Genomic DNA, 16,945 nt, shown 5'->3' with positions numbered 1-16,945 from the left:
ACTTCCTGCCAAATATGCCGTAAGCTATACTTCTAAAAAAGAAGGTGGGGTTATTATGGTTTGTACTTATGAAGAATATTTAAAGCAGTCAAAAGCGATTACATTTGAAAAAATGCAAACGATCCATACGGAAATGCTCGCCGAGATTGGCGCTGACGTGGAAGCGTTGGAGCTATATAACGAGTTAATGAAGGTTGCAGCTCGCTATGCTACGATTCGGGCAAATTGGCTGCTACTTAGCCGTGAAGAGAAAAACGAGCAGGACTTCCTGTCACAATTCCGTGATCATACATTTTAACATGCTGGCGCGTTATTTGAAAAAGAACGGCAAAGCCGCCGTATGGCGCGACGAACTCGGCTATGAAGAAGATGATCCGTATAACCGCAAAGCCATCGGAGACTTCGCCTGCTATTTGGCTTTCGTGAATGGAATAAATGCAAGATGATTTTAGACCGGTGCCTTTTACTCGCGTGAAACTTCTCGGCTCAATTCTGTTGCGGATCGATTTTTATGAGTGCCGGTCTAAAAGTATAAAAACATCGAACTCATGCTTTTAATGTTTTCTTATATAGGTTATCTTGTTTCTACAATTAATCAGGAGACTCGATATGCTCGAGAAAATAGGTTGGTGGATTGAGGCAATGTGGAGGCGTCATAAGCTAATTAGAAAACTGAAGAAGATGCCATAAAAATAGGCTCGCAGCAAAGCGAGCTTATTTTTATGAAAATATATTCATTAAAGTGTCGTTTTTCTAGATCAGTAATATTATACAGGTGCTCCATTGAGTTAAATGTTTCGTGTAGATTGCGTTTAGCGTTTTTTCCAACCAAGACCATCAGTAATCCAAACAAACCTGGGGCTATCTTTAGGCTAGGCTATTTGGATTTATACAAGTGTATTCCTCTACAACTTCGCAGTTTCAATATACTCGACTAAAAGACATGGATTCATTGAGACTCTCGAAGCAACCGTTAGCGGTGTGCCAGACGATGCTACGATACATTCCGACATTACATCCCTAGGCGCATCATAGATTCGCTTTATTTTTATCCAGCACTTTATTTTACTAGCCATATTCCTATAATATTCAGGAATAAATCTTTCCTCGGGGCATTGACGAGTGATTGTCTCAATTTCTGCCCAGTATCTTTCCGATGTTCCGCTTTTTATGAATAATACACGCGCGGGTTTTTCATTCATTACTTGGGTAACTACTTTTTTTGATATTGGGCAGCCAAATTTGCCATACCAAACAAAACCATAAGTAGAGATCAAGGATTTATGAGCAGACATGGTTCCGCAAGGAGGGGCAAAATTCTCTCCGTATCTAAGGGATAGAACTTTCATTTTATTGGTCAATTATTTTAAATATGTAAATAACATCTCTAAGATAGCCAACACATCGTGTCTGTGTTTAACGCTAAGCATCCCAAACATCCTAAATAGCTCGAGAGATAGCCTAGCCTCTTCTTCGCCAATAACCCAATCGCTTGATTCTTTAGCGTCCAAAGTTCGATTAATCGGGTTTCGCTCAAATTTAAGGCTGGTTATCGGAATGCAGACATAAAGCATAGGCTGAACGCCCACACCGCGCTGCTTCTCCCTATTCATTACTTCGGCGTAAATATCGTACTTGCCAAATTTATGAACAATAAGTGGGTAGGAAACCTTCATTTCAAAGAACATCATATCATTGATTGTTGTCTCAATTGGCGATGTCCTAAAAATACGCATCTTATCGATAACGTCAATCAAGTTATCGTCGGTAACGTTTTTTATCTTATTATATGTATCGCTAATATCTTTTTCGCTAATAAGCTTCAGTTTATGGGAATAATATATTATTTCCGATAATTCATATGCAAATTTCGTTTCTTGCTTGTAATTGGAAAACTTGAGGTGAGGCAAGCTAGTGTTTTTGGAATTAGCGGATGTAGCTAATAAATCATAGCCAATCTGCCATTCAATATAGCATTTCAAATCCAGGCACTCCGAACGTGATGCAACGGGCATTCCATATTCAGAAAAAAACGAACGCCTTTTAATACGAATTTTTCCGGTTGGTTGCGTCATTGGCAATTTAACCTTTAATGACGAACCGGTAAACACCACCGCTGCTGTTTCGGCCATAATACTCCTATAAACTTAAACTAGTAACTTTATTTATATATTTTATCACACTCTCTATTTCTGCATCAGTTGGAGCGTCATTACTGCCAAATACTTCTGGATGATTATGTTTCGCAATTTTCGTGACAGATTCAGATATCGAAGAAAACTTTTCTTTTATAAACGGAATATCGAAATTGCCCAAATAATATGGAGCGTTAGCATATTTCTTAAAACAGTCGATATAACAGTAGTAGGCCAACAGTTTGGGATCGACATCTATAGCATTCGCTATTCGCTCAGTAATAAATGTTCGACTTCGCTTCAATGCATTTACATCCCTTAGAGTATAGAACAATATCTCTTGATCGTAGCGAATGTTTCCTGGATATTTTCTAATATAGTCGCCTACATAGTCCCAGCAATTTATTGAAAAGGAGCATCCATCGGTTGTGTTGAAGACTATATTTTTTACTTTATCGAATGTCACACCATTTCCCTCATGCCTACGATATAGCGCCATTACAACCGGGAAACTAACGGTTTTTGAGGTATTAGCGAATTCGCTGCTCGGGAATACTATAATTTTCTCAATTTGATAATTATTAAAGAATTTACTTGCGGATTTAAAGTTCGCCTTCTTGATCAGATATGAAAGCGGATGCAATATACAGGCATAATCCGCTTTTAATTTATCATAAGAATTTAGAAAACTAATACCGAGATCGCGTGATTTTATATCATTATCAATCTTAATATCATTACCGCGTTTTATCTTCTGTCCACTCTGGGAGGTTGTGTCGTTATACGGGGGATTTCCAACAACAATTAGAGGATCATTGTCAGATATACCGAATGCATCTCTAGAGACCTGAGTAAGTGCATTCTGGCAGAAAAAACTAATGTCAGGATATACTGTCGCAGCTATAGAGACTGCATGTTCGTCAATATCATTTCCTATAAATCTATTTTCGTTAAACAAATCATGCAATTGTAGAAATGCGCCATAGCCACAAGATGAATCTAAAAAGATATACGAGGAGTCATGTATAAACTCTTTTATCCATCTACCTGCAAGTTCTACGAATTTCTCTGGAGTATAGAAACTTCCTTGGATAATAATCTGGCTTCTGTTTAGGTGTTCTGGTCTTTCTTGAGTCATTCTCTATTAATTATACCTCAAGTTTTATCCAGAAATATAAAAACGCTCATACATAAATCGTATGAGCAGGTTACCTGGTCGGGGTTAGCAGGCTCGAACTGCTGACCTCGCGCTCCCAAAGCGCGCGCGCTACCAACTGCGCCAAACCCCGGGTATAGAATATTATAACACCTTTCGATAATTTAAAAAATGCTTGACTTATTAGTATCCACGCAATCTACACTAAAGTTTTGGAATTTTATCAATTTTAACAGATTGATTTTTTGTTTTTGCTAATTTGCACTATTTGAAAACTTTGAATGTAAAAATTCAAAATACGAGATCTAGATAAGACGTTTAACATTAAACTATAATATTACCGCTCTCCGACTAATATAAAAATTGGTGCAAATTCTCATTTTCTCACGGCTTTTGTTTTAAGCGTAACCGCAAAGCAAAGCCGTGAGAAATGCATATTCCGCTATCAGAGTGACGTCCTAATACAGTCTGAATGACAGGACTTTAACTATCTTATTTCCTCGGATACTCCCAGCTTTTCCGAATATACACGTTATTCTCTTTTAGGATTTTTCGTACTGAGTCGACATTAATCCCGACAGCTTTGGCTATATCTGCTGGTTTAATATATTCTGAGTACATTTGTATGACTAATTCTACGACGCCCTTGCGTTCCATGAGCTGATTAGTAACTTTAATTCCCTGCTTTTTGAGGTTATCGCTTATGGTGCGGCGATGACAGCCATATTCTTTGGCTAACTCATATGTAGATTTTCCAGCCTTATATTTAGATATTATTTCTAAGACCTCATTATTCGATAAATGTTTTTGTTGCTGCTTTATCTCAGTTTTGATATTATAAGCGTTATCGGGATATTCAGGCATAGGACTATCTGAAACAGGAGTCATCGGAGTATATTTGACTTTGTCGAGAATTATATCGTAATTCTTCGAGTTGATTTCCGATAGTCCCACCAAAACAAATAAATCCGAACCTTGTGCCGATTGGCGACGGGTTCGGATTTGTTGTTTCTCTGGATGGATAAAGGGCAAGTCTTTTATATCACAAATTTAGATCCATACTTATAGGCATAAGTGTACAGTCCTATTTCAGATGGGATTGTACGCTTTTCTTTTGACTTTCTGTCATGGAAAAGTTATAATAGTATTCGGATAAACGAACTGTTGTGAGGAGAGAATATCGTGAAATTTATGTCTGTCCGTGAAGCCTCTGGAATGTGGAATTGCTCAGAACGATGGGTTCAAAAACTTTGTGAGGAAGGCCGTATTGCTGGGGTGCTTCGTTTCGGCCGTTCCTGGATGATTCCCAAATCTGCGAAAAAACCTTCTGACTTAAGATGTCAGAAAAAGAAGGACGGTGACCCAAATGTATAACCCACAACTGGAAACTTTTCTCTGCGTCGTGGAATCGGGAAGCTTTAATAAAGCGGCGGAAAAGCTGTTTATCTCCCCGCCCGCAGTCATTAAGCAGATCAATCTGCTGGAGGGTTCCCTGGGGCTTACCCTGTTTGAGCGTACCCATCGGGGGCTGATTCTGACTAAGGCGGGCCAGTCCCTGTACCAGGACGCCAAGTATATCATCCAGTACTGCAAGGATTCCGTTACGCGGGCGAAAAACGCCATGCAGGAGAGCGGGAAGGTAATCCGTATCGGCACCTCTCCCATGACGCCGGCCCAGATCTTGGTGGATTTATGGCCCAAGGTACAGGAATATTGCCCTGATATCAAATTTCAGCTTGTTCCTTTTGAAAATACACCAGAGAACGCCAGAGAGATTCTGGCAAACCTGGGCCAGAACATCGATGTGGTGGCTGGGATCTTTGATGAAACGATGCTGAATCTACGACAGTGCCAGGGGCTGGAAATTTCGAGGGAGCCGATTCGTTGTGCTGTTTCCATCCATCATAAGCTGGCCGGGAAGGATAGGCTGACCATCCGGGATCTTTATGGCGAACGTCTGATGCTCATGCGCCGGGAATGGAGTCATTATGTGGATTTACTGCGGGATGATCTGTGGAAGAACCATTCGCAGATACAGATCGTGAACTTTGATTTTTATAACGTAGAAGTGTTCAATCAGTGTGAGAACAACAATTGCGTGCTGATGGCCATTGATAACTGGCGGTATGTGCATCCGCTTTTAAAAATCCTGCCCGTAGACTGGGATTATACCATTCCCTTCGGGCTGCTCCATTCTTCACATCCATCGCCTGTTATACAGAAATTTTTATATGCAGTAGAGAAGGCTGCAGAGTGAGTAATATGCGGGCCTGTATAGAACATGAAAACAGCAAGATCTCCGCAGAGGTCTTGCTGTTTTTAGTCTTTTTGAAAGAATTCTGTTCTGCCTTTGTATTCGCTTTGGATGATTTCATTCATTTCTTCCGGCGTTTCTATGCATCCTCCTGCCAGCCACATCTTCACGATAGCATTGAATCCGCTTCTAAAAAACTCTATATGATAATGGACGAACCGGTTTTCAAAATGATTCGCCGCCAGCTTTGTATCATATTTTACGATTTTAAACTGATTATCGTATCCAAGCTTAAAGTATGTCTTATAGAACAGTTGATTGTCGGCGATATGCCGGAACAATTTTAAATAATCGTTGCTGTTAAAGCTGTTTTCCACCTCGTCGCGGTACAGCTCGCTGACACTTTGCTCTAAGCTCCCCCGCACTATATCCGCTAATTCATAAATATTCATATAGTTGGCGTAAAAAGTAGAACGGTTTAACCCTGCCAAACTGCAAATATCCGATACTGTAACTTGATCCAACTCTTTTGTCTGTAAAAGCTCCACAAAGACAGACTCTATTTTGGCTCTGGATTCTCTTTTCCTCTTGTTATTTTTTGTATTCATAACAACAACCCCATTATTCCAACACTTGGCTTGATATTGATGATTGTTTTTTTGTGCTGCTCTCATTATACTATAATTACAATAAGCAAACAAGTGTTGTTTTAATAAAATGGGAGGTACTGATTATGAAAAAAAGTAGTTTTGTAGCAATGGTTTTGGGAACGGTCAGCGGTGTGTTGTTTGCGCTCGGAATGTGTATGGCGCTTTTGCCGGAATGGAACGCTTTCAAACCGGGCATTATTTTCGGCTGCATAGGGGTGATTCTCGGAATTATCACTGTGGTTATTTGGCGCAGAATGGAAGGCAAACAACCTGTCCATCTCTCCGGAAAAGCAATTCTGACCGCAACTGTCGGAATTATCGGTGCTCTGGCGCTTGGCACTGGTATGTGTTTTAGCATGGTATGGGAACAGATGGTGCTGGGCATTATAGCCGGGCTTGTCGGTATCGTTATTCTGCTCTGCCTGATTCCCTTGACGAAGGGAATCAAATAACCTGCTATGTTACGGAAGGTGAAAGAAAAAGCGGTTATAAAACAGATACTGAAAGATCAGCATAACCGAGTTATCCTTTCTGCAGCTGCAGGATTTGGATTGAATCTGGCCTATGCTCTGTATCACGGAGTGATCGGCATCATGGCGGGTTCTCTATGGTTCTTGTTACTTTGTGCGTACTACATGCTCCTTAGCGTTGTTCGTTTTTCTGCTGTACTGTACGACCGCCAAAGCACTAAACAAAACTCCTCTTTTTCGGAACAGTTTTTGTTCCGATTTCTCGGAGGAATGTTGATATTGCTGGCGGTTATTCTGGCGGTTTCGTCATGGCTTAGTTTCCGATATGATGTAGCTGTTGTATATTCGGAAATTATGATGATTACTATTGCAGTTTATACATTTTACAAAATTATAATAGCAATTGTGAATGCGATTCAGGCCAGAAAGCAGCAATCTTTATGGTTGATTGCAATACGAAATATTGGCTGTGCCGATGCGGCTGCTTCGCTCTTAGCTTTGCAGCGTTCTATGCTGGTATCCTTTGAGGGGATGAGTAAGCAGGATATGGAACTAATGAATGCGCTGACCGGAGCAGGGGTATGTCTGCTGACCATAGCTTTGGGGCTTTATATGATTTTAGGGAAGGAGAAATAAAATGGCAAAATCAAAACTGGTAAAGGCAAATGAGAAAATCGCCGAAAGTGTAACTGGAAGCTTTCAGAAAATACAAGATGCCGTGATAGGCGGATATACAAAAATTGAGGACAAATTTGTGGCACAGTATTTAACCCACGAGGGAGAGTCCGTTACGGAAGCAAAGGTGCGGCTAAAGCAAGAACAAGCGGAACGGGAAAACAATAAAACAAAATAGGTGTTATAACCTATGGGTATAAACTGATAAACGAATCGAGACTTCTGCCGAGGCCTCGATTTTTTTATAATGTAAGTGTAAAGAAAAAGCGGAGATGATTCAATTTAAGAAAGCAACCATTCTTTTTATGATATTTTTTTGGCTTCCTGTTTTGCCGCCTGCTGTCCCAGCTCAAAGGAGATGGGCGTTATTTACGAAAAAGGCATTTATAAGGCCGGCACGATTAAGAACACAGCTGCGATGCAGGAAGCCTATAAGATGGGTAAAGAAATTTAAGGAGATATACTATGCAAAAAAGAAAACTTGGCAACAGTAATTTGCAGGTCAATCCGGTAGGTCTTGGCTGTATGGGATTCAGCCACGCTTCGGGAGACCCCGTGGATAACAAAACCGCCGTCAAAACACTGCGGCAAGCCTATGAGATGGGCTATGATTTCTTTGACACTGCTGAAGCATATACGGGACTTTTCCCGGACGGCTCCATTTCTTATAATGAAGAACTGGTTGGTCAGGCGCTGCACAATGTGAGGGATAAAGTAGTCATCGCCACCAAAATGGGCGTACATCACAACGACGACCTATCCCTGAGGCTGGACAGCCGTCCTCAGACCATCCGTCAAAGTGTAGAGAGCAGTCTGAAGAGGCTGGAAACCGACTATATCGACTTGTACTATCAGCATCGCATTGACCCAAACGTAGAGCCGGAGACGGTTGCGGAAACTATGAACCAGCTCATGAAAGAAGGAAAAATCCGCTATTGGGGAATATCGGAAGCTACAGGGGACTATCTGCGCCGCGCCAACGCGGTCTGTCCGGTAACAGCCATTGAAAACCGCTACTCCATGATGGCGCGGTGGCATGAGTCCATCTTCCCAGTCTGCGAGGAATTGAATATTGCCTATGTTGCTTTCTCTCCCATGGCGAATGGATTTCTGACGGGAAAGTATACGCCGGATACAAAATTTGAAGGGAAGCAGGACTACCGCGCTGGTATGCCGCAGTACACGCAGGAAGGATACGACAAGGCAAAAGCTCTTTTGGAACTGCTCACTGGTATGGCAGAAGAAAAGCAGGCTACTATGGGACAGCTTTCTCTGGCTTGGATGCTTTGTAAGAAACCCTATATTGTACCCATTCCCGGTTCCAGAAAGCCGGAACGGCTGCGGGAGAACTTCGAGGCGGGAAATATTGTTTTGACACAGGAAGAAATTTCAATGATTGATTCCAGGCTGGAAACCATGCGGTTTGAGGTTTTTGGCGGTCATAGCGCAAAATAAGTGAGGAAGGAGATTTGCCATGAAAACTTTACTTGTAAACACAAGTCCTCATAAAAAGGGGTGCACCTATACAGTATTCTGCGAGGTGTCCGAAGCATGAAATAAAAACGGTATAGATACCGATGTTTTCTGGATTGGCAACAGGGCTATTTCCGGTTGTATGCTGTATATTGTTCTTCTATTCGTTTTTTGCTGTTTCGATGCCCAGAGTAATCGTTCAAGGATTAAGGAAACAGTGTGTTTTGTAAACATGGAAAGAAAACGGGCGAAAGCGGTAAATATGGTTGGTAGATTTCTCCGTCTAAAGCAAGTATAATTTAACTACCGAATATGGAAGGAGAAGATGAAATGAATTTAGGAAATTGTTTATTTCATGCAAGAAAGAAAAGCGGGCTTTCTCAGGAAGCCGTTGCTGAAAAACTTGGCGTCAGCCGTCAGACCGTCTCCAAGTGGGAAACAAATGAAACACTGCCAGACATCCGACAATCCAAAACAATGGCAAAACTTTATCACACTTCATTGGACGAGCTTATTCAATTCGACCCTGATATTCAGGAAATTCAGGAGATGATCGACCACACGCCGGACTCAGTTACAGACAAAATTGACTGGACAAGTGCCTGGGGCAAGAAATATCCGATCTTGCTGCAATATCAGAGTCAGGTAAATATCCCGAATTTTGCGGTCAGATTAAATATCATGCTGGATGAACTCAAAAAAGAATACAACTATGATGAACAGGATGCCATGCTGGTTCTGAAAGATATTCTGGCTCAGGTTTGGAAAGGCAGAAAAAAGCAGAGATGATGTGGCGATTCATTTTTGCCTCCCTGTTTCCAAAGCGATCCCCCTGAAACAGCAAAATGGGGTTCATTTGTATCAAGATAAGAGACTATCGCCAAAGAGCAGCCGGTGAAACCCATTATAACAGGTTTCACCGGCTGCTCTTATCTATTATAAAAATAGCATTTCATCCAACGTCTCTCTTACTAAGGAGGCGTTGATATTTCTGCATTCTCTCTGCCTTATGCTTCTAGCTGGCATTTTTTAACCGATACGTTGACAACCTTTCCCTTACAGTTTCCGGTAATCGTGACCGCATCGCCTTCCTTCAGATCCGCAATAGAGTCTTTGTTTTCATCGTCAAAATAACACTGCACCCCAAGTATTGCGTATTCATTCCGTTCGTCGGCCAGCATTACATAAGCACGGTCGGCCGCATCAACACCAACGCTCTTTACTGTGCCGGTAATTTTCAGTACTTGGTCTTTATACTTTTCGTCTGCTGCCACTTCGTTTTCTTCATATGCTGTGATCAGGTCCACTGCTTTCACAGCCACTGCTTCGGCGGCCGAGCTGCTTTCCTCATCTTTGCTTTCTGCGCTGCTGGAAACGGACGAATTGGAAGTATCCGGCTTAGACGAGCCGTCATCCGGCGAACCGGAAACAGCGCCGATAATACCGCCTATGATAATCACGATAACCAGCCAAAACCACCATTTTTTATAAATTGGTTTTTTCCCATTTGTGTTTGCCATATCTCCTGAACCTTCCTCTCAAAATAGCCTATTTTAATTGATAGTTCATTCTAATAAAATAAATGTCTACTTTATCAGAATGTATGCTTATCATACCATCTGAGAGAGGTTTTGTATTATGCTGACGGCTTAATTTGATATATTTTCTGATTATTGGGCAGTGTTTGCTATTTTGAGAATCTCCTGTGCCTCTGGAGAATATAAGGCGTTTGCAATGGAATTCAGCAGGATGAGCACGACAAGAAAGGAGAGGCAGTACAGGATAATCCCAACCGCCTGACAGGGCTTTTTAGAAGAGCGCAGCAAGGGAAGTTTCTGCCATATATGAAACAGATTTAAAAGGAGGACAGCCGGAAAGAGAATGAACTGGAGATAAACCAGTTTGGACAAAATATAGTCAAGGACTGTCACCTCATGAGCCTGAGGAATGAGTATAACAATCGCCTGCATCCCAAAGACAACTCCCAAAACAATTTTTAGGACAGTTTTCCATGCTGTGGGCGGCGGGGAGATGCCGGCGGCCTGCTGAGGATGGTTGGAGTAGGACTGCCTCCGGGCAGGAGCCGGCCTTCCAGCCGCTCCGGCGGGCCTGAGGAGGTTCATACGCTGCAATTCATTTAGGATCTCCCTAGTTGAACGATATCGGTTGGCAGGATCAAAGGCAGTACAGCGTTGGATAATCGGCGCTAATGGATGGCGGGGATCGTTTCCGCAAAGCTCCCGCAGTACTACTCCGAGAGAATAGATATCCGAACGGCTGTCTGTTTGGGCAAATCCATATTGTTCAGGGGCAGCATATCCCTCTGTCCCCATGTATACGGTATCCTTACTGGTACTGCTGCGGTGTATTCTGGCAGCGTCAAAGTCGATTAGCACAACCTTTCTTCCGCATAAGATCAGATTGGAAGGTTTGATGTCGCGGTGTATAATTCCTCTGATATGAATCGTCTCCAAGGCTTCACAAAGCTGTGACAAAATACAGACAATATCTTCTAAGCTGAAGGGATTTCCCCTGGACAGCCAGTGCTCCAACGTTTCCCCCTGAATATATTCTTCTATTATGACGATGTCCTTTTGATCCCGTATTACCTGATAAATCCGCGGGAAATGCGGATTTACGATCTGCTTGAGTACTTGGTAATATTCAGCACTGGTATTGTAGAGGACACGGCAGACTACTTTCTGTCCGGTTTGCTGGTCACAGGCAAGAAATAAAACGCCTTTAAAGGTTTCCTGAATAGTTGCAAGCACCTGATAGCGCTCTCTCCAATCCAAAGCCGATGTCCCCCTTGAAATAATTTTCTGTATAGGATAGTATAGCATGGGATGCTTTTTAAAAGCAAGATCACGTTGAAATTAAAGAGGAGAAGCATAAAATGAAACGACGGACGAGTGAACTCATGAGGATGTTGAACAGCGAGGAAAGCCTGGAGACCTATTTGGCGCAAAATGAAGACGAGCTGCTGGATATTCCCCTTTGCGTTTACCTGAATCAGCTGCTCCGGGATTACCGGGTCAGCAAAAATGAGGTGATTAAGCGTTCTGGATTGAATGAAATTTATGGGTATCAGATTTTTGCGGGAACGAAAATGCCGTCTAGGGACAAACTGATTGCACTGGTCTTTGGTTTCCCGCTTCGGCTTGTGGATGCGCAGAGGGTTTTGCGTATAGGGAAGGCAAGCGAGCTTTATCCAAGAAAAAAACGGGACAGTGTGATCCTTTTTGGACTAAAAAAGGGACTGCAGGTGCAGGAAGTAGATGACCTGTTATTTGAACTGGGAGAAGAAACTATTTTGTAGAAGAAATTATATTCAAGAAATCGGGCCAGTGCGACATGATAAGAAAAATAATTTGTGGCTTTTCCCAAACAAAAATATTATATCCAAGGTTTATTTGTATCATATATGCAAAAATATTCGACATTTTCATGGTTTTCTATATTGACTTTGCCGGTATGAAAGTATAAACTTAAATAGAATCTGGGTATATTCTGACAACAGAGAGGGAAAGCGCTAATGGAAGAGAAACAAGCGTCTGGAAAGCTTTTCCCTTATGGCAGAACAGAAATTCCGGCAGGCGAAGAGACGGCGGCCTGTCCTGCGCGTGGGATTGCACATCATCTGGAATGCCGGAATGAAAATGGGAGTTGCTCTGCGTTTGGATGAGTCCGGGAAACGCAAGACGTTCTGCTTCAGAGTCTTCAGCGCGCAAATTGGACTTTACAGTCGGGCCGGGTGCGGTACACCTGTAGAGAAAAAGCAGCCGTTGGGGATACCTATGACGCCTATATCGATCTGCACGATTGTGTGATGGATCCCGGCGGAAACGATAATACCTGGACAGAGGAATCGGATGATGCTGATTCGGCTCTGGTTGATGATCTGGATGAATTAGATCAGATATATTAGGAATACAGGCGGGAGGAGACAAAATAATGGCAAAGGTAAATGTAGTAATTGTAGATGCGACAGGAAACAAAGAACAAAAGGTAGGGCTTCCGGATGATATTAAATGCGGAATCATTATGGTAAAGCTGGTGGAAAAAATCAAACTGCCTTCTGTCGGGCCGGACGGCAATCCAATCAGTTATAAATTTATCCATAAGGTAACCGGCCGTCAGCTGCTGGAGTCCCAGACATTGGCACAGGCCGGCGTACGGGACGGCGATGTGCTTCGGCTGCAGCCGGAGATTACTGCGGGGTGCTGAAGATGGAAGACAGCACAATTAGCCTTACCTCTGCCGATTTTGAGGAAGACCGGTACAGCCGGCTGCGGCTGATTCCCTGGTGGGATCAGGAGAAGCTGAAAAATTCTGCCGTCATGGTAGTCGGCGCCGGCGCCATAGGAAATGAGCTGATTAAAAACCTTGCTCTATTAGGGATCGGACGAATTTTTATTTTTGATATGGATACGATTGAACATACCAATTTGACCCGTTCGGTATTATATCGTGCACAGGATGTTGGGCGGTATAAAGCAGAAGTTGCGGCTGAGCGGGCAATGGAATTGAATCCTGATGTGAAAGCGAAGGCGTTTGTCAGTAATATCATTGATGATGTCGGCCTTGGAGTTTTTGCTGAGATGGACGTGGTGCTGGGCGGATTAGACAACCGGGAAGCACGTCTGGCAATTAACCAGTCCTGTTATAAGGTAAACCGTCCTTGGATTGACGGGGCAATTGAAGCATTAAGCGGATTTGCGAGGGTGTTTGTACCGGGCGAGGGAGCTTGCTATGAATGCACAATGACCGAAGCAGACTGGATGATGATTAACAAACGCAAATCCTGCGCCTTGCTCACACAGGAACAGATGGCAGAAGGGAAAACCCCGACGACGCCTACATCCTCCTCGGTCATTGCGGGAATCCAGGTACAGGAGATGCTAAAGCTGCTCCATAAAGAACGCGGACTGCCTACATTAGCCGGAAAAGGTTTTGTTTTTAATGGACTGACCCATGATTCCTATGTTGTGGAATATCAGAGAAAACCTGACTGCATGAGTCATGATACCTATGACGTGATCAAGAGCATGCCTTGGTCTGTCCGAACAATGACGCTGGGAGAGCTAGTCGGGCTGGTAAAAAGCGAACAGGGCGACCGGGCTGTTGTAGAGCTTGACCGGGAAATTGCCGCTTCAGCCCGCTGTACATGCGGCAGAGAAAAAGCCCTTTTTCTTCCGGTTCACAAATTGACCAGTGACCTGCTGGCCTGTCCGGAATGCGGAGCGCCCATGATCTTCGATTCGTTCCATTCGCTGAATGGAACAGAATATTTTCTGTCGAAAACATTATTTGAGGTGGGAATTCCGCTTATGCACGTTGTCGGTGGACGGGTAGGGATTGAAGAAACCATTTATTATGAATTTGACGGCGACAAGGAAGAGGTTTTCCGTGGATGTTAGGAAGGAGAACAGAAAATGACAGCGAGACAAAAACGCCTGATATCAGATTGGGAGCAGGTAAAAAAGGACTTTGCAGGGCATCAGAATATTGCGGTAACTCCTGTGGGAGAGGAACCATATGAAAAATATCAGGTTACCTATTTCGTCAATGGGATTTATCTGCTGCCGGACGGGAGAATTGTTGCGCTGAACCGGCATGAGGTAGAAATTATCCTTCATGCGGAATACCCGAGATACAAGCCTGTCTGCAGAATCAACACCCCGATTTGGCATCCGAATTTCCGTGACGGACAGATCTGCATTGGCGATATCTGGGGTGCGGGAGAATCCCTGAGCGATATTATCATTAATATTGGCGATATGATCCAATATAAATCCTGGAATTCCTACAGCCCCCTCTGTGCTGACGCGGCAGATTGGGCAATAAAGAATAAGCATTTATTTCCGGTGGGCAATGTGGAATTATATAAGGCTGATTATACTGCTACAGTGAGAGAAGTAGAGATCGATCTCTTTTCTGAAGATGGGCAATTGGTTAGCGATCAGCCGATATCCAATGAGGCGGGCGGCGTTTTGCCGACGGATCCGGTTGAGCGGCCGCCTCAAAGTAATGAAAATGACTTTGATATTACACCGGAAGAATTGGCCGGAATCTCTTATGTTCCTACGGCACAGAGGATGCAGTCTGCCGCTCAGGGCGGCATGGTAAAAGGGAACCGGATAAATTTTAAAACGATACTTGTAAAAGGAATTATCTGGGCGCTGATCGGTGCTTTTCTGGGATTTGGGATTTCAGAACTGACCGGACTGAATTCCAGAACGACAACCGTGCTGCGGTGGATGGGCGAGCCGGAGCTTGCGGATTTCTATGAAAAATATGATAGCTTAGACGAGAACGCTACTGAAGCCGATTTCCTGGAGCTGTATGACCTCCAAGACAAAATCAGAATATCAAATGAAGAGGCTGTTCAGATGTATGGCCAGGCAGTTAGAGTTTCTACGGCAATCTGGTCGGCGATGATTGCGTTGTTTGTCGGATTGTTTTTGGGAATTGGCGAAGGCGTTTATTACGGTTCAAAGGAAAAAGCAGTAATATATGGCCTGATCGGCGCCGGAATTTCGCTGGTGATTGGATTTATCAGCGGATATCTTGCTCAATGGATGTATTCCGTCATCCTGCCTGAGGATGCCGGCGCGTTTCAGAGCGCCTTGATTCGTGGCCTTGGGTGGGCAGTTATGGGACTGGGAATCGGACTGGCCGTAGGACTAATCAAGCCGGCGGGACGCAGAATCTTGTTTTGCTCACTCGGCGGATTGGCGGGCGCGTTTTTAGGCGGATTTCTGTTTGAGTATATTGTGGAGCTGGTTTCCTTTGGGGCAAATGATACCGGTACGATTGCAAGGGGAATTTCCCTGATTATAATGGGGCTTTTAATCGGACTGGGCGTTGGGCTGCTGGAACAATTTGCAAAGGCTGCCTGGCTCAAGGTGGTAAGAGGAGAGTTTGAGGGAAAAGAGTATCTGGTATTTGCCGGGACTACCAGCATCGGTAATAATGGCAAGAATACCATTGTTCTGTTCAAGGATAAACTGGTTGGGCCTCATCACTGTGATATTGTGCTCGAGGGCAGTAAATACGTCTTAGTTGACCAGGGTACACCGATGGGAACGGTTGTGAACGGGCAGCGGGTGATGAGACATATTCTGAGAAGAGGCGATGCAATCGCCGTTGGAAATTCCGTTTTGGTTTTTCAGACAAAATAAGCAGAAAGGCGGGACCGGCGTGAGAAAACTGGCTGTTTGGTTCAGTGCGGCCCTGGCAGTGCTGCTGTTCGTCTTTCCTGTCTCTGTGCAGGGCCTTTCTTTCGATGCAGAAGAACTTTATCATTCGGTTTTTGTCATTTATTCCGGGCAGAGCATGGGAAGCGGGTTTTCTATTGACAATGGTTGTATTATTACCAATGCTCATGTGATTCAGGACCGGGAACACGTCACTGTGAATAGCTATGACGGAGCGGCTTATGCGGCCTCTCTACTGGCGATGAATGAAGAAATGGATATTGCGGTGCTTGGGGTGAAGGAAAGCTCTTTTCCCAGCCTCGCGGTAGCTTCGGACGAGGGGATGCAGATTGGTGACGATGTCTATGCAATTGGTGCGCCAAATAGCCTGGACTATACGCTGACAAAGGGAATTATCTCCTCTGGGCATCGGATGATTGGAGGCTATTCGTTTATTCAGGCTAATATTGCTCTCAATTCCGGTAACAGCGGCGGGCCGCTGCTCAATGCAAAAGGGGAGGTAATCGGCGTTAATTCCATGAAGCTGTCCGACACAGAGGGTATTGGCTTTGCGATTCCGATGGAAACAGTGCTTGACTACCTTGAAGAAACCGGGCTTCATGGTTCTTCTGTTCAGAGTGCAGCCAATGAAACGAATGCTCCGGAGCCGGTCATATCCGAAACCGGGAGTCAAATTTCTGATGCGGACAGTCAACCGTTTCCTGAAAATGAGTCAACCCATGAATCTGGTTCCGGTATCAGAGTTGCTGTAATAGCTGTTTCTCTTGCAGGCGCTTGTATCCTGCTGTTAGCTGCGGTCATTCTGGTTTATCGAAAGAACAGAACACAGAAAAGGCTGGATGATCCGGCTGAAAGAACCGACTTTGAAATTGAAATACAGGATGATTCCAAATGGCGCTGACACATTGGGAA

The 16,945-nt window shown here is 43.7% G+C and carries 22 protein-coding genes and 1 tRNA gene; 15 read left to right on the top strand and 8 right to left on the bottom strand.

Annotated elements, in window-relative coordinates:
• Window positions 1–55 precede the first annotated feature (55 nt).
• The gene (locus tag CZ360_RS14215; protein ID WP_229407959.1) at window positions 56–298 is read left to right on the top strand and encodes a hypothetical protein; all 243 of its coding nucleotides are present in this window, start codon (window positions 56–58) and stop codon (window positions 296–298) included.
• 607 nt (window positions 299–905) lie between these two features.
• Here CZ360_RS14215 and CZ360_RS14415 read toward each other — a convergent pair.
• The 5 genes from CZ360_RS14415 to CZ360_RS01490 all read right to left on the bottom strand — a co-directional run bounded on the left by CZ360_RS14415 (window position 906) and on the right by CZ360_RS01490 (window position 4,323).
• Window positions 906–1,349 (bottom strand): hypothetical protein, encoded by a 444-nt coding sequence (locus CZ360_RS14415; protein ID WP_456085444.1) that lies wholly within the window; start codon window positions 1,347–1,349, stop codon window positions 906–908.
• Window positions 1,350–1,361: 12 nt separating this feature from the next.
• Entirely contained in the window at window positions 1,362–2,132 is a 771-nt protein-coding gene (locus CZ360_RS01505; protein WP_077532430.1) for a R.Pab1 family restriction endonuclease, read from the bottom strand.
• Window positions 2,133–2,139: 7 nt separating this feature from the next.
• Window positions 2,140–3,273, bottom strand: a complete 1,134-nt coding sequence (locus CZ360_RS01500; protein WP_077532429.1) for an Eco57I restriction-modification methylase domain-containing protein — start codon at window positions 3,271–3,273, stop codon at window positions 2,140–2,142.
• A 75-nt stretch (window positions 3,274–3,348) separates the two neighbouring features.
• Window positions 3,349–3,424 (bottom strand) — tRNA-Pro (locus CZ360_RS01495).
• 359 nt (window positions 3,425–3,783) lie between these two features.
• On the bottom strand, window positions 3,784–4,323 hold the full coding sequence (locus CZ360_RS01490) for a helix-turn-helix domain-containing protein (RefSeq protein ID WP_077532428.1): 540 nt from the start codon (window positions 4,321–4,323) through the stop codon (window positions 3,784–3,786).
• A gap of 159 nt (window positions 4,324–4,482) precedes the next feature.
• Here CZ360_RS01490 and CZ360_RS01485 point away from each other — a divergent pair, with 159 nt between their 5' ends.
• Together CZ360_RS01485 and CZ360_RS01480 are read left to right on the top strand one after the other, a co-directional pair.
• Window positions 4,483–4,665, top strand: a complete 183-nt coding sequence (locus tag CZ360_RS01485; protein WP_324612695.1) for a helix-turn-helix domain-containing protein — start codon at window positions 4,483–4,485, stop codon at window positions 4,663–4,665.
• Complete coding sequence (locus tag CZ360_RS01480; RefSeq protein ID WP_077532426.1) at window positions 4,658–5,548, top strand: LysR family transcriptional regulator; 891 nt, start codon at window positions 4,658–4,660, stop codon at window positions 5,546–5,548. The genes CZ360_RS01485 and CZ360_RS01480 overlap by 8 nt, the downstream gene beginning before the upstream one ends.
• Window positions 5,549–5,610: 62 nt before the next feature.
• On the opposite strand, the gene CZ360_RS01475 is transcribed toward CZ360_RS01480, so the two are convergent.
• A complete protein-coding gene (locus CZ360_RS01475) occupies window positions 5,611–6,153 on the bottom strand; it encodes a TetR/AcrR family transcriptional regulator (RefSeq protein ID WP_077532425.1) in 543 nt (180 codons plus the stop codon).
• Between the two features lie 125 nt (window positions 6,154–6,278).
• Here CZ360_RS01475 and CZ360_RS01470 point away from each other — a divergent pair, with 125 nt between their 5' ends.
• From CZ360_RS01470 to CZ360_RS01445, 5 genes are all read left to right on the top strand, one after another.
• On the top strand, window positions 6,279–6,647 hold the full coding sequence (locus CZ360_RS01470; protein ID WP_077532424.1) for a hypothetical protein: 369 nt from the start codon (window positions 6,279–6,281) through the stop codon (window positions 6,645–6,647).
• 6 nt (window positions 6,648–6,653) lie between these two features.
• A complete protein-coding gene (locus CZ360_RS01465; RefSeq protein ID WP_077532423.1) occupies window positions 6,654–7,301 on the top strand; it encodes a hypothetical protein in 648 nt (215 codons plus the stop codon).
• A 1-nt stretch (window position 7,302) separates the two neighbouring features.
• On the top strand, window positions 7,303–7,518 hold the full coding sequence (locus CZ360_RS01460) for a hypothetical protein (RefSeq protein ID WP_077532422.1): 216 nt from the start codon (window positions 7,303–7,305) through the stop codon (window positions 7,516–7,518).
• Window positions 7,519–7,805: 287 nt separating this feature from the next.
• Window positions 7,806–8,795, top strand: coding sequence for an aldo/keto reductase (locus CZ360_RS01455; RefSeq protein WP_077532421.1), 990 nt, complete (start codon window positions 7,806–7,808; stop codon window positions 8,793–8,795).
• A 348-nt stretch (window positions 8,796–9,143) separates the two neighbouring features.
• Complete coding sequence (locus tag CZ360_RS01445; RefSeq protein WP_077532420.1) at window positions 9,144–9,602, top strand: helix-turn-helix transcriptional regulator; 459 nt, start codon at window positions 9,144–9,146, stop codon at window positions 9,600–9,602.
• A 218-nt stretch (window positions 9,603–9,820) separates the two neighbouring features.
• On the opposite strand, the gene CZ360_RS01440 is transcribed toward CZ360_RS01445, so the two are convergent.
• Both CZ360_RS01440 and CZ360_RS01435 read right to left on the bottom strand, forming a co-directional pair.
• The gene (locus CZ360_RS01440; protein WP_077532419.1) at window positions 9,821–10,333 is read right to left on the bottom strand and encodes an OB-fold protein; all 513 of its coding nucleotides are present in this window, start codon (window positions 10,331–10,333) and stop codon (window positions 9,821–9,823) included.
• Window positions 10,334–10,483: 150 nt separating this feature from the next.
• Window positions 10,484–11,608 (bottom strand): serine/threonine protein kinase, encoded by a 1,125-nt coding sequence (locus CZ360_RS01435; protein WP_159438069.1) that lies wholly within the window; start codon window positions 11,606–11,608, stop codon window positions 10,484–10,486.
• Between the two features lie 101 nt (window positions 11,609–11,709).
• Here CZ360_RS01435 and CZ360_RS01430 point away from each other — a divergent pair, with 101 nt between their 5' ends.
• The 7 genes from CZ360_RS01430 to CZ360_RS01410 all read left to right on the top strand — a co-directional run bounded on the left by CZ360_RS01430 (window position 11,710) and on the right by CZ360_RS01410 (window position 16,934).
• Window positions 11,710–12,132 carry a hypothetical protein gene (locus CZ360_RS01430; RefSeq protein ID WP_077532417.1) on the top strand — a complete coding sequence of 141 codons (423 nt, stop codon included), beginning with the start codon at window positions 11,710–11,712 and terminating at the stop codon, window positions 12,130–12,132.
• Between the two features lie 216 nt (window positions 12,133–12,348).
• On the top strand, window positions 12,349–12,498 hold the full coding sequence (locus CZ360_RS13950; protein WP_159438068.1) for a hypothetical protein: 150 nt from the start codon (window positions 12,349–12,351) through the stop codon (window positions 12,496–12,498).
• A gap of 69 nt (window positions 12,499–12,567) precedes the next feature.
• Complete coding sequence (locus CZ360_RS13945) at window positions 12,568–12,741, top strand: hypothetical protein (protein WP_159438067.1); 174 nt, start codon at window positions 12,568–12,570, stop codon at window positions 12,739–12,741.
• Between the two features lie 26 nt (window positions 12,742–12,767).
• Window positions 12,768–13,040 carry an EsaB/YukD family protein gene (locus tag CZ360_RS01425; RefSeq protein ID WP_077532416.1) on the top strand — a complete coding sequence of 91 codons (273 nt, stop codon included), beginning with the start codon at window positions 12,768–12,770 and terminating at the stop codon, window positions 13,038–13,040.
• Window positions 13,041–13,042: 2 nt separating this feature from the next.
• Window positions 13,043–14,233, top strand: coding sequence for a HesA/MoeB/ThiF family protein (locus CZ360_RS01420; RefSeq protein ID WP_077532893.1), 1,191 nt, complete (start codon window positions 13,043–13,045; stop codon window positions 14,231–14,233).
• 15 nt (window positions 14,234–14,248) lie between these two features.
• Window positions 14,249–15,997, top strand: a complete 1,749-nt coding sequence (locus CZ360_RS01415) for an FHA domain-containing protein (RefSeq protein WP_077532415.1) — start codon at window positions 14,249–14,251, stop codon at window positions 15,995–15,997.
• Window positions 15,998–16,016: 19 nt separating this feature from the next.
• The gene (locus CZ360_RS01410; RefSeq protein WP_159438066.1) at window positions 16,017–16,934 is read left to right on the top strand and encodes a S1C family serine protease; all 918 of its coding nucleotides are present in this window, start codon (window positions 16,017–16,019) and stop codon (window positions 16,932–16,934) included.
• Window positions 16,935–16,945 lie beyond the last annotated feature (11 nt).

It is taken from the genome of Massiliimalia massiliensis (assembly GCF_900155615.1).
In the GTDB taxonomy this organism is placed as follows: Bacteria; Bacillota; Clostridia; order Oscillospirales; family Ruminococcaceae; genus Massiliimalia; species Massiliimalia massiliensis.
The sequence above is the reverse complement of the archived record's forward strand: the minus strand, read 5'-3'. Positions and strand labels throughout refer to the sequence as shown.

Bases quoted from the DNA above. Each gene is read 5' to 3' on its own strand.
- CZ360_RS01420 (WP_077532893.1), top strand. From the start codon at position 13,043: ATGGAAGACAGCACAATTAGCCTTACCTCTGCCGATTTTGAGGAAGAC.
- CZ360_RS13950 (WP_159438068.1), top strand. From the start codon at position 12,349: ATGGAAGAGAAACAAGCGTCTGGAAAGCTTTTCCCTTATGGCAGAACA.
- CZ360_RS01470 (WP_077532424.1), top strand. From the start codon at position 6,279: ATGAAAAAAAGTAGTTTTGTAGCAATGGTTTTGGGAACGGTCAGCGGT.
- CZ360_RS01430 (WP_077532417.1), top strand. From the start codon at position 11,710: ATGAAACGACGGACGAGTGAACTCATGAGGATGTTGAACAGCGAGGAA.
- CZ360_RS01440 (WP_077532419.1), bottom strand. From the start codon at position 10,333: ATGGCAAACACAAATGGGAAAAAACCAATTTATAAAAAATGGTGGTTT.
- CZ360_RS01455 (WP_077532421.1), top strand. From the start codon at position 7,806: ATGCAAAAAAGAAAACTTGGCAACAGTAATTTGCAGGTCAATCCGGTA.
- CZ360_RS01485 (WP_324612695.1), top strand. From the start codon at position 4,483: ATGTCTGTCCGTGAAGCCTCTGGAATGTGGAATTGCTCAGAACGATGG.
- CZ360_RS14215 (WP_229407959.1), top strand. From the start codon at position 56: ATGGTTTGTACTTATGAAGAATATTTAAAGCAGTCAAAAGCGATTACA.
- CZ360_RS01505 (WP_077532430.1), bottom strand. From the start codon at position 2,132: ATGGCCGAAACAGCAGCGGTGGTGTTTACCGGTTCGTCATTAAAGGTT.
- CZ360_RS01445 (WP_077532420.1), top strand. From the start codon at position 9,144: ATGAATTTAGGAAATTGTTTATTTCATGCAAGAAAGAAAAGCGGGCTT.
- CZ360_RS14415 (WP_456085444.1), bottom strand. From the start codon at position 1,349: ATGAAAGTTCTATCCCTTAGATACGGAGAGAATTTTGCCCCTCCTTGC.
- CZ360_RS01475 (WP_077532425.1), bottom strand. From the start codon at position 6,153: ATGAATACAAAAAATAACAAGAGGAAAAGAGAATCCAGAGCCAAAATA.
- CZ360_RS01500 (WP_077532429.1), bottom strand. From the start codon at position 3,273: ATGACTCAAGAAAGACCAGAACACCTAAACAGAAGCCAGATTATTATC.
- CZ360_RS01425 (WP_077532416.1), top strand. From the start codon at position 12,768: ATGGCAAAGGTAAATGTAGTAATTGTAGATGCGACAGGAAACAAAGAA.
- CZ360_RS01415 (WP_077532415.1), top strand. From the start codon at position 14,249: ATGACAGCGAGACAAAAACGCCTGATATCAGATTGGGAGCAGGTAAAA.
- CZ360_RS01480 (WP_077532426.1), top strand. From the start codon at position 4,658: ATGTATAACCCACAACTGGAAACTTTTCTCTGCGTCGTGGAATCGGGA.
- CZ360_RS01465 (WP_077532423.1), top strand. From the start codon at position 6,654: ATGTTACGGAAGGTGAAAGAAAAAGCGGTTATAAAACAGATACTGAAA.
- CZ360_RS01460 (WP_077532422.1), top strand. From the start codon at position 7,303: ATGGCAAAATCAAAACTGGTAAAGGCAAATGAGAAAATCGCCGAAAGT.